This window comes from Microbacterium sp. KKR3/1 (genome assembly GCF_021272365.1).
Lineage (GTDB): Bacteria > Actinomycetota > Actinomycetes > Actinomycetales > Microbacteriaceae > Microbacterium > Microbacterium aurugineum.
This window is the reverse complement of the sequence record NZ_JAJSDW010000001.1, coordinates 2,367,261-2,380,407: the sequence shown is the minus strand read 5'-3', so window position 1 is coordinate 2,380,407 and position 13,147 is coordinate 2,367,261. Positions and strand designations below refer to the sequence as shown.

14 protein-coding genes are annotated in these 13,147 nt (G+C 68.5%); 9 read left to right on the top strand and 5 right to left on the bottom strand.

Annotated features, from left to right (window positions below; genetic code table 11):
• Positions 1-68: 68 nt before the first annotated feature.
• The gene (locus LVJ59_RS11345) at positions 69-1,037 is read left to right on the top strand and encodes a hypothetical protein (protein ID WP_232763086.1); all 969 of its coding nucleotides are present in this window, start codon (positions 69-71) and stop codon (positions 1,035-1,037) included.
• On the top strand, positions 1,034-2,137 hold the full coding sequence (locus tag LVJ59_RS11340) for a DUF3137 domain-containing protein (RefSeq protein ID WP_232763085.1): 1,104 nt from the start codon (positions 1,034-1,036) through the stop codon (positions 2,135-2,137). The genes LVJ59_RS11345 and LVJ59_RS11340 overlap by 4 nt, the downstream gene beginning before the upstream one ends.
• Before the next feature lie 210 nt (positions 2,138-2,347).
• On the opposite strand, the gene LVJ59_RS11335 is transcribed toward LVJ59_RS11340, so the two are convergent.
• Complete coding sequence (locus LVJ59_RS11335) at positions 2,348-3,673, bottom strand: nucleotide disphospho-sugar-binding domain-containing protein (protein WP_232763084.1); 1,326 nt, start codon at positions 3,671-3,673, stop codon at positions 2,348-2,350.
• 64 nt (positions 3,674-3,737) lie between these two features.
• Between LVJ59_RS11335 and LVJ59_RS11330 the strand changes: the two genes are divergently transcribed.
• Positions 3,738-4,379 carry a TetR/AcrR family transcriptional regulator gene (locus LVJ59_RS11330; RefSeq protein WP_232763083.1) on the top strand — a complete coding sequence of 214 codons (642 nt, stop codon included), beginning with the start codon at positions 3,738-3,740 and terminating at the stop codon, positions 4,377-4,379.
• Between the two features lie 81 nt (positions 4,380-4,460).
• Here the strand turns inward: LVJ59_RS11330 and LVJ59_RS11325 are convergent, their stop codons facing one another.
• Entirely contained in the window at positions 4,461-4,964 is a 504-nt protein-coding gene (locus LVJ59_RS11325) for a GNAT family N-acetyltransferase (RefSeq protein WP_232763082.1), read from the bottom strand.
• Entirely contained in the window at positions 4,957-5,241 is a 285-nt protein-coding gene (locus LVJ59_RS11320) for a DUF1778 domain-containing protein (RefSeq protein ID WP_232763081.1), read from the bottom strand. The genes LVJ59_RS11325 and LVJ59_RS11320 overlap by 8 nt, the downstream gene beginning before the upstream one ends.
• Positions 5,242-5,362: 121 nt before the next feature.
• Here LVJ59_RS11320 and LVJ59_RS11315 point away from each other — a divergent pair, with 121 nt between their 5' ends.
• The 6 genes from LVJ59_RS11315 to LVJ59_RS11290 are packed head-to-tail and all read left to right on the top strand — an operon-like array spanning position 5,363 to position 11,001.
• The gene (locus LVJ59_RS11315) at positions 5,363-6,058 is read left to right on the top strand and encodes a DUF1684 domain-containing protein (RefSeq protein WP_047521448.1); all 696 of its coding nucleotides are present in this window, start codon (positions 5,363-5,365) and stop codon (positions 6,056-6,058) included.
• A gap of 28 nt (positions 6,059-6,086) precedes the next feature.
• Positions 6,087-7,583, top strand: coding sequence for an ABC transporter substrate-binding protein (locus LVJ59_RS11310; protein WP_232763080.1), 1,497 nt, complete (start codon positions 6,087-6,089; stop codon positions 7,581-7,583).
• Positions 7,584-7,635: 52 nt separating this feature from the next.
• Positions 7,636-8,598 carry an ABC transporter permease gene (locus tag LVJ59_RS11305; protein WP_232763079.1) on the top strand — a complete coding sequence of 321 codons (963 nt, stop codon included), beginning with the start codon at positions 7,636-7,638 and terminating at the stop codon, positions 8,596-8,598.
• Positions 8,595-9,455, top strand: a complete 861-nt coding sequence (locus tag LVJ59_RS11300) for an ABC transporter permease (protein WP_134352565.1) — start codon at positions 8,595-8,597, stop codon at positions 9,453-9,455. Before LVJ59_RS11305 ends, LVJ59_RS11300 begins: the two co-directional genes overlap by 4 nt.
• Positions 9,452-10,249 carry an ABC transporter ATP-binding protein gene (locus LVJ59_RS11295; protein WP_232763078.1) on the top strand — a complete coding sequence of 266 codons (798 nt, stop codon included), beginning with the start codon at positions 9,452-9,454 and terminating at the stop codon, positions 10,247-10,249. The genes LVJ59_RS11300 and LVJ59_RS11295 overlap by 4 nt, the downstream gene beginning before the upstream one ends.
• The gene (locus tag LVJ59_RS11290; protein ID WP_047521428.1) at positions 10,246-11,001 is read left to right on the top strand and encodes an ABC transporter ATP-binding protein; all 756 of its coding nucleotides are present in this window, start codon (positions 10,246-10,248) and stop codon (positions 10,999-11,001) included. Before LVJ59_RS11295 ends, LVJ59_RS11290 begins: the two co-directional genes overlap by 4 nt.
• 11 nt (positions 11,002-11,012) lie before the next feature.
• On the opposite strand, the gene LVJ59_RS11285 is transcribed toward LVJ59_RS11290, so the two are convergent.
• Both LVJ59_RS11285 and LVJ59_RS11280 read right to left on the bottom strand, forming a co-directional pair.
• The gene (locus LVJ59_RS11285) at positions 11,013-11,414 is read right to left on the bottom strand and encodes a DUF779 domain-containing protein (protein WP_232763077.1); all 402 of its coding nucleotides are present in this window, start codon (positions 11,412-11,414) and stop codon (positions 11,013-11,015) included.
• A 64-nt stretch (positions 11,415-11,478) separates the two neighbouring features.
• A complete protein-coding gene (locus tag LVJ59_RS11280; RefSeq protein WP_232763076.1) occupies positions 11,479-13,029 on the bottom strand; it encodes an aldehyde dehydrogenase family protein in 1,551 nt (516 codons plus the stop codon).
• Positions 13,030-13,147: the final 118 nt, after the last annotated feature.

Below are 13,147 nucleotides of genomic sequence, written 5' to 3'. Positions count from 1 at the left end.
TATGGGGGATCCCGCCACGAGTCGTCCGTGCGAGCTTCGGAGGCACCGCCCCCGGGTAGCGTGGTGGCATGGAGTGGATTTCCGATCCCTCGGCGGGGGCATGGCTGCGCGAGCGGCTCGACGCAGGTCACGAGACGATGCACGGGGTGGTCCCCCGCGGCTATGCCGCCTACGCCCGGGTGCTGCATCCCGCCGTCGCCCGGACCCTGCCGGATCGCGCGGTGCCGACGGCCGAGGAACTGGTGCGGATGCCCGAGGCGGAGCATCAGGCCCTCGTCGCCCGGTTCGTGGATGAGCCCGTCACCTGGGCGCAGACGGCAGCCGCATTCGGCACGGTCCTGCATCCGCTCGCGCAGTGGCAACGGATCGTGCGCACGCCCGCGGATGGCGACTGGGGCGTCAGGATCGCCCCCGACGGCCGCGAGTTCTCGGCCCCGATCGACGGGGAGCTCCACCCGGATCTCCTGGCGGCCGTCGCCGAACATCTCGCCGACCACACGCAGACCCCTGACGCCGGGGTCGCAGCGCTCTGGGAGGGACGAGGCGGCCTGCTCGGGTTCGTCGGCATGTCGCCTTCTCGGGCGTTCCTGACCTTCTCGGATGACCCGAACCATCAGGCGATGCTCGATCGCAGTACGAAGGACCCGTTCAACAACGTCTTCCGCAAACCCACGTGGCAGGAGGGCATCCTGTCTCGCGAGATCTCCGAGGGGCCACGCCTTCAGCTGACCGACCGCGCCCACGTGCTGTTCTCCGTCGCCCCGAGCGCCTTCGCCGACCCGGACTGGATCCTGCACGTTCCCTGGCGCGATCACGTGGCCGAGGAGCACGGGTTCCTGCCGTCGGCGCAGAGTCCGAGCATGCTGTGGCCGGAAGACCGCTCGTGGGTCCTGGTGAGCGAGGTCGACTTCGATTCGACGATCGTGGCCGGCTCGTCCGCCTTGATCGACGCGATCTGCGCGGACGAACGCCTGGAGGCCCTGCCGATCCCCGAGGGTGCCGCGCTCACGTGGGATGCCGACACGGTGAACCGGTGACCTCGCCGCAGCTGAGCTTCGACCCGCGGCCGCTCACCGAGCCGGTCGACGCAGCATCGGTGCGCGCTTTCGCCGCGGAGCTCCGTTCCCGCCGGACCGCGGGCATGTCGGCGTCCACCGTCATCGGCATCGCGGTGGCGGTGATCGCCGCGGTCGTGATGATCCCGATCTTCGTGAGCGTGGTGCTGGCGCTCACGTCCTTCGGCGGCTCTCCCGCTACCGCCGCCATCCCGCTGGTGCTCATCCTGCTCCTGCTCGCGGCAGTGGGGGTCATGATCTGGCTGAGCGTGCGCAACGCCCAGGCGACGCGGTACCGACTCGATCGCTTCGCCCGGGCGAACGGCATGTCGTACGAGCCGAAGATCGTCGATCCGCCTCTTCCCGGCATGATCTTCAGTCTCGGCCGCGCGCGCCAGTCGACCGATCTGATCCGGGGCACCCGGCCACGTTTCGTCGAGTTCGGCAACTACCAGTACACGGTGCAGTCGGGGAAGAACTCGACGACCTACCGCTGGGGCTACGTCGCCGTGAAGCTCGACGTGCCACTGCCGAACATCGTCCTCGACGCCAAGGGGAACAACGGTTTCGGGTCGAACCTGCCCGCGTCGTTCCAGAAGGCGCAACGCTTGTCGCTCGAGGGCGACTTCGACCAGCACTTCACCCTGTACTGCCCCGCCGGGTACGAGCGCGACGCCCTGTACCTGTTCACGCCCGACATCATGGCGCGGTTCATCGACAACGCCGCCCAGCTCGACGTCGAGATCGTCGACGACTGGCTGTTCCTCTACACGCAGCGGAAGGTATCGACCCTCGATCCCGCCACCTGGGCCTGGCTGTTCGGCGTGGTCGGCGCGCTGCTGACCAAGTTCGATCAGTGGGCGCGGTGGCGTGATGACCGGCTGATCGCGGAGAATCCGGGGGCCACGGCATCCGCCGCTCCGCCGAACCACGCACTCCCCTTCGCACCACCCGCGGGCCTGCTCACACCGCCGCCGGGCGTCGCACCGCAGGGGCGTCGTCTGAAGCGCGGCGGAACCTGGGTGCCGATCATCATCGTGATCGGGTTCATCGCGTTCTGGATCGTGAGCCGGATCATCTGACGCAGAACCGAGTGTGGGGGTGGGTGCCGGCTGGGGACCGAACTCCCACCCCATCCCCCCTCGGGATCGAAAGAAGATCGACTCTCCCTCCGCATGGCGGCTGAGCCGCCCCGCCCACGGTCAGCTGGGGACTGACGCTGCTGGGCGTATACCGAAATGGTATACCGCGAGAGGTTGCAACACGTTGCATCCATGCGTCGGAATGCGCTTTCACACGCCCTCCGCTCCACCGGCGCGGGAGCGAGTGCGGCCCCACTGCGCCGAGACCTCGTCCAGGACGCGATCGAGCGCGCGTCCTGCATCGGCCTCGCGCATGGCGGCGCCGATGCGTTCCGCGTTCGCACGGAACGCGGGCTCCGACAGGACACGCTCCACGGCACGGGAGACCTGAACCGGCGTCGCGTTGGTCGTGCGCAGGTTCACTCCGGCACCCGACCACCCGACGCGCGCCGACACCTCGACCTTGTCTTCGGTCTGGCCCGCGACCACGAGCGGGATCCCGTGGGCGAGCGCCTGCTGGACACCGCCGTAGCCACCGTTGGTGACCAGTACGTCGACCAGCGGGAGCAAGCGGTCGTAGGGCAGATACTCCGCCACGCGCACGTTGTCCGGCAGCGTGACCCCCAGGGCGTCGACCGGTCGTCCGCCCGTGGTCACCACCACGAGGACATCGGAGCCCGCGAGCGCCGTGATCGTCGGGAGGACCAGCTGCCCGAAGTCCGAGTTCGCGATCGTGCCCTGGGTGACATGCACCACGGGACGGGATCCATCGAGATCGGGCCACCACTCCGGCACGCCCGCCGTCGACGTCACGGCCGGCAACGGTCCCGCGAAGTGCACGGTCGCGGGCAGGTCGGTGCGCGGGTACTCGAACTCGGGCACGGTGAACTGCACGTAGGCGTCTGCGCGGCCAGCCCAGTCGAGCACGAAACCGCCGAGCTCACGGCCGACCGTGCGGCGCGCCATCTCGTCGGCCTCCTTCTGCACGCCCCCGAAGATCGCTCTCTCGGCGATCACACGCAGGGCGGCGTTGCGGAGGCGGCCGAACGGCCCCGGGATGGGCATGGCTCCGAGGCCGAACGGCGCCGCGTCCCTGCTGCGCACTCCGAGCGGGAAGATGCCGAGGACGACGACCGGCGGCCGTTCGTGGACGGGCATCAGCTGCAGGAGAGCACCCCCGACGAAGAGCGGCTCCGTGAGGACGGCATCGACCGGGTGGGCGTCGAGCTCGGCCTGGACGGCAGCGAGCTGCGCCGCGCCAGGACGCACGAAGAGAGTGCTCATGTCGAACCGCAGCGCGGCGGGGCCGGTGAGCCCCGCACGCTCCGGGAACGACCCGTCGGCGTCGTCGAGGTCGACGTCCGCCTCGGCAGGCAGAGCGAGGAAGCGTGCGCCTGCATCGGCCACCCGCTCGGCGTAGCGGCTGCTCGTGAGGAAGCTCACCTCGTGGCCGCGGGAGAGGAGGTGGCGCGCGACCTGCAGCAGCGACAGGACATGACCGTGAGCCGGTGTGCAGGTGAGGAGGTAGCTGGACATGTCGAGCCCTTTCGCTAAGATTGAATGTACCGTCGTAGTATTCATAACACCAACAGGAAAGTCAATGGTTGAGATCGCTCCCCGCGCCTATCGATCCGAGTTGCGCGCACGCCAGGCGCTGGAGACCCGCGAGCGCATCGTCTCCGCATCCGCACGCCTGTTCGCCACGCAGGGCTACCAGGCGACCACGATCGCCGCGATCGCTCGTGAGGCAGGGGTCTCGGCCGAGACCGTGAAGACGACGGCATCGAAAGCCGAGCTGCTCATCGCCGCTTTCGAGGTCACCTTCTCCGGCTCGGAAGGAGCGGAGACGCTCGCCGACACCGAAGTCGCGAACGGACTCTTGGACCTCCCGGACGACGTCTTCCTCGATACCGTGCTGACGCAGATCACGACCGCGAACGCGCGTGGACACGGCTTGTGGACGGTGCTGCTGGGGGCTGCGCTGTCGGATCCCGTCGTCGATGAGGCGCTCCGCCGGATCCTCGAGCACCGCAGCGCGGACTACCGGGGGCTGGTTTCGGAACTGCGCCGCCGCGACCTCGCCTCACCAGGCATCGACGACTCCGCAGTCGCCGATGCCCTGTCGTTCCTGCTCTCCCCCGAGAGCTACCAGCAGCTGGTCACGCAGTCGGGGTGGACGAGTGAGCGCTACGCCGAGTGGCTCCGCCGCGCGGTGCACGCCGAGATCGCCGCCAGGAGCTGATCCGACCCGACGACGGAGCTCTAGCGCGCCCAAACGCACGCGTCGAAAGCGATGCTCGACGGCGTGAGCGGCTGAGGTCGGTCACGCCGACAGCGTCGCCCTGGCATCCTGGGCGAGGAGGAACAGCGAGCGCTCCGCTCCGGGGAACCGTTCGAAACCGAAGCGCTCGTAGAACGGCACGACCTCATCGTTGATCGCGTGCACCAGGATGGCACGCACTCCGATGGCGTCTGCGGCTTCGAGCGCGCGCATGGTCGCGTGCTGCAGGAGGGAGACGCCGAGGCCGCGTCCTGCGTACTCGCGGTCGACGGCGAGACGCCCGAGCAGCACGATGGGAACGGAGACGGGCATTCCGACCGCGAGGGGCGGAGGTCCGTCGCCACGGTCCAGCGCACTCGACGAGAGGCAGTAGTACCCCGCGACCCTCCCCTCCCGCGTCACCGAGACCATCGTGCGGGAAGCACCGCTCTTCTCGTTCGAGCGGGGCCGTCCTCGCAACCAGCTGTCGAGACTCTCCTCCCCGCAGCGGAAATCGGACAGCTTGTCGCCGGCCGCGAGAGGCCGCGGGGTGCGGAACTCAGTCAACGAAGACGGATTCCCGTCTCAGCAGCTCTCGCAGACCCTCGACAGTACGAGGCGAGCGTTCCATGACCCCGATGAAGGCATCGAACCGGACGGCATCGACGCGCAATCGACGTTCGCGTTCGATGACCTCCTGCGCCCGCTCCACCAGCACCGATGCCGAGAAGTCCGTCACGCTGCGGCCCTCGATAGCGGCTGCCTCTTCGATCGTCTCCTTCTGGTCGGCCGTGACACGGAATTCCAGGCGGGCGCTCTTCAGCGGCGTGGTGGAAGTATTCATGAGGACAGCGTACGGCAGATACCCGTACAGGGGTCCTCGGAATGGAGAGTGCGTCCCCCAGCGTTACCCCGGGTGACGAGGCCGACCCCGCCGCCTTCTCCATGCAAGAGAATTGAAAGTGATGCCTGAACGCGAAGAACACACCCACTGGCAGGCCGAGCGCCGCGCCGCCGTCACCTCGGCGACCGGGAACCTCGCCCTGATCGAGACCCGTTGGACCGGCGAGCGCCCCGACCTTGAGGCCGAACAGCGCGCCGCGGCCGACACGGTCACGGTGACACCGATCGAGCGCACGAACATCGAGACCGGTGAGGCCGAGCATGGGCTGCGCGTCTGGGACGCGGATGCCCCCGCCATCCGCGCTTTCGACCGCATCGACACCTACGAGTACGACCCGGCCTGGGTGCTCGAAGGGCACTTCACTCCGGTCGCCGGGGACCGCCGCGTGTCGTTCGAGCACATCCGCGACAACGGTGGAACCCGCGACCTGGTCGTGCCGGGCGACATCCGCCTCGAGCTCGCGGGCCAGGAGTACACCCTCGCCGCGTTCGACGACGGCGGCACGCTGCTGCTCGTCTTCGGCGACGAGACGAACGGCGCGGAGACCTACGGATCCGGACGCTTCCTGTTCGTGCAGCTGCGGGATGACGAGGGCTCGGTGGTCCTCGACTTCAACCGCGCGTTCGTGCCACCGTGCGGTTTCAGCGCCCAGTACAACTGCCCGCTGCCGCCGGCATCCAACCGCTTCCCCCTGCCCATCCGAGCAGGCGAGAAGAACGTCGTTTTCCGCGACGGCTTCGACATCTACGCGGCGTGACGCCGCACACTCTCACCCTGGAGCACTCATGAGAAGAACCCGCATCCTCGGCGCGCTCGGCGCCGTCGCCACGCTCGCGCTCGTGGCCGGCTGCGCGTCGGGCACGAGCGACGACGCCACCGCGAGCGAAGACGCCACGATCTTCATCGGGTCGCTGTACGAGCCGACCAACCTGAGCAACACCCAGGGCGGCGGGCAAGGCGTGACCGAAGCGCTGACCGGCAACGTCTACGAGGGCCTGTACCGGCTCACGGATGACGGTGAGGTCGAACCTCTTCTCGCCGAAGACGCCCAGGTGTCCGACGACGGCCTGACCTACACGATCACGCTCCGCGACGACGTGACCTTCCACTCGGGCGACCCGCTCACCTCCGCCGACGTGAAGTCGAGCATCGAGGCCGTCACCGCCGAAGACTCCGTGTCGGCCCGCAAGTCGAGCTTCACGACGATCGCCGACATCGCCACCCCCGACGACAGCACCGTCGTGTTCACGCTGTCGCAGCGGTCGATCTCGTTCCTGTACAACCTCAGCTACGTCTGGATCGTGAACGACGAGGCCGGCGACATCACGAGCACGGAGGACGGCACCGGCCCCTACACGCTCGACGAGTGGAAGAAGGGCTCGACCCTCACCCTCCAGCGCTGGGACGACTACTGGGGCGAGACCGCCAAGAACGGCGAGGTCGTCTACACGTACTTCACCGACGCGACGGCCGAGAACAACGCGCTCCTCACGGGTGAGATCGACGTCATCACCAGCGTGCAGAACCCGGACTCGCTGACGCAGTTCGACTCCGACGACTATGTCGTGAGCGAGGGCACCTCCACCACGAAGGAGCTGCTCGCCTTCAACGACCGCGTCGCGCCCTTCGACGACACGCGCGTGCGCAAGGCGGTCTACTCCGCGATCGACACGAAGAAGCTGCTCGAATCGATCTGGGGTGACTACGGCACGCTGATCGGCTCGATGGTGCCGCCCACCGATCCCTGGTACGAGGACCTCACGCAGGTCAACCCCTACGACGTCGACCTCTCGAAGAAGCTGCTCGCGGAGGCGGGCTACGCCGACGGTTTCACGTTCACGCTCGACACCCCGAGCTACGACCCTCACCCCGCGGTGGCGGAGTTCCTGCAGTCGCAGCTCGCCGAGGTCGGCATCACGGTCGAGATCAACACGATCAGCGCCGACGAGTGGTACACGAAGGTCTTCAAGGAGCAGGACTTCGAGGCCACACTGCAGGAGCACGTGAACGACCGCGACGTGGTCTGGTACGGCAACCCCGACTTCTACTGGGGCTACGACGACGCCGACGTGCAGCAGTGGGTCGCCGACGCCGAGCAGGCCGCGACGACCGACGAGCAGACCGCTCTTCTCAAGAAGGTCAACGAGAAGATCGCCGCCGATGCCGCGAGCGTATGGTTGTACCTGTACCCGCAGATCGTGGTCGCCTCGAGCGACCTCAGCGGGTACCCGGTCAACGGCCTGAACTCGCAGTTCTTCGCCTACGACATCGTCAAGTCCTGACGTGCGTGGGGGATGCCGCGCGTCGGCATCCCCCACGTCATCCTGAGAAGCCATGCTCGCCTACCTCCTGCGCCGCCTCGCGTTCCTCGCGGTGTCGCTCGTCGTCGCGATGGTCGCGATCTTCGTGCTGCTGCGACTGCTCCCCGGCGACCCGGCCAACGCGCTGCTCTCGGTGAACGCCACCCCCGAGCAGATCGCCGCCGCGCGCGCTCAGGTCGGCTCGGACCAGCCCCTGCTGCAGCAGTTCACCACCTGGGCGGGTCAGCTGCTCCGCTTCGATCTCGGCGAATCGTTCCTGAGCTCCCGTCCGGTCGGACCTGACATCGCCGATCGGCTCGCCGTGACCCTCCCGCTCACGCTCATCGCCTTCACCATCGCGCTCCTCGTCTCACTCGTGATCGGTATCACCGCGGCCGTCAAGTCCGACCGCTGGTACGGGATCGCGCTGTCGGGGTTCGCGCAGCTCGGCGTCGCCGTCCCCGTGTTCTGGGTTGGCGTCGTGCTCGTCTGGGTGTTCGCGCTCGGTCTCGGCGTACTGCCTTCCGGCGGATTCCCCCGGAAGGACTGGGAGGATCCGGCGGATGCGCTCCGTTCGCTCGCGCTGCCCATTCTCACCATCGTGATCGTCATGAGCGCCTCTCTCAGCCGCTACGTCCGCTCGGCGACACTCGACGTGCTCGGAAGCGACTACCTGCGCACCGCGCGCGCCGGCGGTTCCGGCATGGGAGAAGCGCTGCTGCGGCACGGGGTGCGCAACGGGGCGGTGCCCGTGGTCGCGGTGCTCGGCATCGAACTGTCGACCACGCTCCTCGGCGCGGTGGTCGTCGAGAGCGTGTTCACACTTCCCGGGCTCGGCAGCCTGCTGCTCTCGGCCATCGAGCAGCACGATTTCCAGGTGATCCAGGGCGTCCTCGTCGTCAGCACGCTCTTCGTGCTGCTGGTCGGGTTCGCCGCCGACATCGTGCAGCGTCTGATCGATCCGCGCCTGCGCACGAGCGTTTCGGGGAACCGATGAGCCGCGTCGCCGAACAGCTGATCACCGCCTCCGTACCCGTGCGCCGACGGCCGAAGGCGACCCTGGTGATCGGGATCGTCCTCACCGGCGTCATCGTGCTGATCGCGCTGGTCTCCCTGTTCTGGCTGCCCTATCCGCTCGCCGACACCAGTGGAGGCCGACTCGAAGGCCCGAGCGCACAGCACCTCCTCGGCACCGATCGACTCGGCCGCGACCTGTTCTCGCAGTTGATGTGGGGCGCACGGATCGCGCTCATCGTCGGCACGGGCGCCGTCGCGATCGCCGCGGTCCTCGGAACGATCATCGGCCTGCTCGCCGCGTTCGCCCGCCCCTGGGTCGACGACACCCTCTCGGCTGGTCTCGACGTGGTGATCGCGTTCCCCGTGCTGCTGCTGGCGATGCTCGTCGTCGCGGTGCAGGGAGCATCGCTGTGGTCTGCGGTACTCGCGATCGGCCTGGCGATGTCGGCGGTCGTGGCGCGACTCACGCGTATCCTCGCGCGCCGCGTGCTGCAGGAGCAGTACATCACCGCCGCGCGCACGAGCGGCACCGGCGTGCTCGGGATCGTGTTCCAACACGTGCTGCCGAACATCGCACCCACCCTCGCCGTGAGCCTGGCGCTGCAGTTCGGTGCCGCCGTGCTGGCCGAGGCGAGCCTGTCGTACCTCGGGCTCGGCGCACCGCCGCCCAACGCTTCGTGGGGACGGATGCTGCAGGAGGCGCAGGGCACCGTGCTCACCGCACCCGTCGGTGCCATCGCTCCCGGAATCGCGATCATCGCGCTCGTGCTCGGTGTGAACTTCCTCGCCGATGGTCTGCGCGACCTCGCCGACCCGACCCGAAGGAGGAGCCGATGAGCCTCCTCGACGTCTCCGGCCTCACGGTCCGCTCCGGCGCCGGCGCGCTCGTGCGCGATGTCTCGTTCTCCCTCGGAGCGGGGGAGCGCCTGGGGCTGATCGGCGAGTCCGGCTCGGGCAAGTCGCTGACCTCGACGGCCGTGACCGGCCTGCTGCCGGATGCCCTCCGCGCGTCGGGCTCGGTGATGCTCGACGGGCACCAGGTGATCGACGCTCGGGACGCCGACCTCCGCCCGCTGCGCGGATCCGTCGCGCAGATCGTGTTCCAGGAACCGCTCACCGCGCTCGACCCCCTGATGCGGGTGGGCCGGCAGATCGCCGAACCGCTGCGGCGCCACCTCGGTCTGCGCGGGGCGGAGCTGAAGAGCGCCGTCGCCACGGCCCTCGACGAGGTCTCCCTGCCCGACGCCCGCATCGCGCGCGCCTACCCGCATGAACTCTCGGGTGGTCAGCGTCAGCGTGTCGCCATCGCCATCGCCCTCGCGGCCCGCCCGCAACTGCTGATCGCCGACGAGCCGACCACCGCACTCGACGTGACCGTGCAGGACGGCGTGCTCACGCTGCTCGAACGCCTGGTCGACGAGCGGGGCATGGCGCTGCTGTTCATCAGCCATGACCTGGCCGTGGTCTCGCGCATGGTGGACCGGATCGTGGTGCTGCGCGACGGACTCGTCGTGGAAGCGGGCGCGGTGGCGCAGGTGCTGCAGGAGCCGGCCGAGCCGTACACGCGGATGCTGGTCGACAGCGCCCGCGCGCTCGATGCTTTCCTCGATGCCGGGGAGGTCGGACGATGACGCTGCTCGAAGTGCGCGGAGCCGGCTTCGCCTATGGATCGCGCCGCGTTCTCCACGACGTGTCACTGCGCATCGACGAGGGCGACTCGTTGGGCCTCGTCGGAGAATCGGGGGCGGGCAAGTCCACGATCCTGCGGCTGATGCTCGGGCTCGATGCTCCGCGCGACGGACGGGTGCTGTTCGAGGGCGCCCCGCTCGCCCTGCGCGACCGCGCACAGATGCGACGGTTCCGCGCGAGCGTGCAGCCGGTGTTCCAAGACCCGTACTCGTCGCTCGATCCTCGCCAGCGCATCGACCGGATCGTCGGCGAACCACTCCGCTCGCTCGGCCTGGCATCCGGCGCCGACGCGCAACGCCGCATCGCCGAGGCCCTGGACTCCGTCGGGCTTCCCGCTGACACCGCCCGCCGCTATCCGCACGAGTTCTCCGGTGGGCAGCGTCAGCGCATCGCGATCGCCCGCGCCGTGGTCTCCCGCCCGCGCGTGCTTCTCGCCGATGAGCCCGTCAGCGCGCTCGACGTGACGACGCGCGTGCAGGTGCTCGAGCTACTCGATCGCTTGCGCCGCGAGAACGGCCTGTCGCTCGTGATGGTGTCGCACGACCTCACCGCGATCGCCTCGGCCTGCGACCGCACGCTCGTGCTGCAGAACGGCCGCGTCGTCGAGCAGGGTGCCACTTCGGCCGTGCTGCACGACCCGCAGGACCCGTACACGCGAGCGCTCGTCGACGCGGTTCCGCGGCTGCCGCGCTGAGGCGGGGCGACTCAGCCTGCCGGCGTCGCCAATCCGAAGTACGCGAGCTCCGCGTCGTCCAGCATCCGGGAGCGGATGAGGAATCGCATACCCGTCGATCCTTCGACGCTGAACCCGGCACCGCGCCCCGGCACCACGTCGATCGTCAGGTGCGTGTACTTCCAGTACTCGAACTGCGACTGCGACATGTAGACCTCGACGGGGTCTGCGAGTCCGACGTCGAGTGCGCCGAGCAGCACGTCGCCCTCGCCGATGAGGAACATGCCGACGGGGAAGCACATGGGCGCGGAGCCGTCGCAGCATCCGCCCGACTGATGGAACATGAGCGGACCGTGCTGCACGGTGAGCTCGCGCACGAGCGAGGCCGCGGCCTCCGTCACATCGACCCGCTGCTGTGTGCCGCTGATGGCCACGGTTCCCCCTTCCAGAGATGGTCCGGACGGACGCTGAGGGAGCAGCGCCCGCCCGGGGTCGAGCTCAGAAGAAGCTCATCGGCCCTTCCGCGTACGAGACGAGGAGGTTCTTCGTCTGCTGGTAGTGGTCGAGCATCATCTTGTGGTTCTCGCGCCCCACACCCGACTGCTTGTATCCGCCGAACGCGGCGTGGGCCGGGTACTGGTGGTAGGTGTTCGTCCACACGCGTCCAGCCTCGATCGCCCGGCCCGCGCGATAGGCCGTGTCGCCACTGCGGCTCCACACACCCGCACCCAGTCCGTAGAGCGTGTCGTTCGCGATGGAGATCGCGTCGTCGAAGTCATCGAACGACGTGACCGAGAGCACCGGACCGAAGATCTCCTCCTGGAAGATGCGCATGTCGTTCGTGCCCTCGAACACGGTCGGGGCGACGTAGAACCCCTCGCTGAGATCACCGCCGAGGTCGACCCGCTCCCCTCCGGCCAGCAGTCGCGCACCGCCCTGCGTGCCGATGTCGATGTAGCTGAGGATCTTCTCCAGCTGGTCGTTCGATGCCTGTGCACCGATCATCGTGGCGGGGTCGAGCGGGTTGCCCTGCACGACCTTGCCGACGCGCTGAAGTCCGTCGGCGAGGAATCCGTCGTAGATCGACCGCTGGATGAGTGCACGCGAGGGGCAGGTGCAGACCTCGCCCTGGTTCAGCGCGAACATCGTGAAGCCCTCGAGTGCCTTGTCGTAGAACGGGTCGCTGGTCGAGCGGGCGACGTCGTCGAAGAACACGTTCGGGCTCTTGCCTCCGAGCTCCAGCGTGACCGGGATCAGGTTCTGCGAGGCGTACTGCATGATCAGACGACCGGTCGTGGTCTCTCCCGTGAAGGCGACCTTGCGGATGCGCTTGTGCTGCGCGAGCGGAGCGCCCGCCTCGATGCCGAACCCGTTGACGATGTTCACGACACCCGCCGGGAGCAGGTCACCGATGATGTCGAACAGGAACAGCAGGGATGCCGGCGTCTGCTCGGCCGGCTTGATCACGACGCAGTTGCCTGCGGCGAGCGCGGGCGCGAGCTTCCACACGGCCATCAGGATCGGGAAGTTCCAGGGGATGATCTGTCCGACCACGCCGAGCGGCTCATGGAAGTGGTACGCGACGGTGTTCTCGTCGAGCTGGCTGATCCCGCCCTCCTGTGCCCGCAGCACACCGGCGAAGTAGCGGAAGTGGTCGACGGCGAGAGGGATGTCGGCGGCGAGGGTCTCGCGCACGGGCTTGCCGTTCTCCCACGTCTCCGCGACCGCGATCTCCTCGAGGTGCTGCTCGATCCGATCCGCGATGCGATTCAGGATGACCGACCGCTCGGCCGGACTCGTCTTCCCCCATCCGGTGAACGCCTTCCAGGCCACGTCCACGGCGCGGTCGATGTCTTCGCTCGTGCCGCGGCCGACCTCCGTGAAGGGCTTGCCGTTGACGGGGCTGATGTTCTCGAAGTACTGGCCCTTCACGGGTTCGACGAACTCTCCGCCGATGTAGTGGCCGTATCGGGGACGATAGTTCGCGAGGGCGCCCGGCCGGCCCGGGGCCGCGTAGGCGAGGGACACGTCTTCTTCGACGATGCTCATGGAGTCTCCTTCGACGGGCCGCGCTTCGTGCGCGGCTGTGTTCCGAAGGTAGGTCTCGGGAGGTTGCACCCCGATGCGCAACGTTGCAGCGGGTTGCAGTCGCGGGATTGACCCTCGT

What these genes read in the sequence shown, in the direction of transcription:
- LVJ59_RS11330 (WP_232763083.1), top strand. Translation starts at nt 3,738, where the DNA reads ATGGTTGAGATCGCTCCCCGCGCCTATCGATCCGAGTTGCGCGCACGC.
- LVJ59_RS11310 (WP_232763080.1), top strand. Translation starts at nt 6,087, where the DNA reads ATGAGAAGAACCCGCATCCTCGGCGCGCTCGGCGCCGTCGCCACGCTC.
- LVJ59_RS11335 (WP_232763084.1), bottom strand. Translation starts at nt 3,673, where the DNA reads ATGTCCAGCTACCTCCTCACCTGCACACCGGCTCACGGTCATGTCCTG.
- LVJ59_RS11290 (WP_047521428.1), top strand. Translation starts at nt 10,246, where the DNA reads ATGACGCTGCTCGAAGTGCGCGGAGCCGGCTTCGCCTATGGATCGCGC.
- LVJ59_RS11320 (WP_232763081.1), bottom strand. Translation starts at nt 5,241, where the DNA reads ATGAATACTTCCACCACGCCGCTGAAGAGCGCCCGCCTGGAATTCCGT.
- LVJ59_RS11345 (WP_232763086.1), top strand. Translation starts at nt 69, where the DNA reads ATGGAGTGGATTTCCGATCCCTCGGCGGGGGCATGGCTGCGCGAGCGG.
- LVJ59_RS11295 (WP_232763078.1), top strand. Translation starts at nt 9,452, where the DNA reads ATGAGCCTCCTCGACGTCTCCGGCCTCACGGTCCGCTCCGGCGCCGGC.
- LVJ59_RS11280 (WP_232763076.1), bottom strand. Translation starts at nt 13,029, where the DNA reads ATGAGCATCGTCGAAGAAGACGTGTCCCTCGCCTACGCGGCCCCGGGC.
- LVJ59_RS11315 (WP_047521448.1), top strand. Translation starts at nt 5,363, where the DNA reads ATGCCTGAACGCGAAGAACACACCCACTGGCAGGCCGAGCGCCGCGCC.
- LVJ59_RS11305 (WP_232763079.1), top strand. Translation starts at nt 7,636, where the DNA reads ATGCTCGCCTACCTCCTGCGCCGCCTCGCGTTCCTCGCGGTGTCGCTC.
- LVJ59_RS11300 (WP_134352565.1), top strand. Translation starts at nt 8,595, where the DNA reads ATGAGCCGCGTCGCCGAACAGCTGATCACCGCCTCCGTACCCGTGCGC.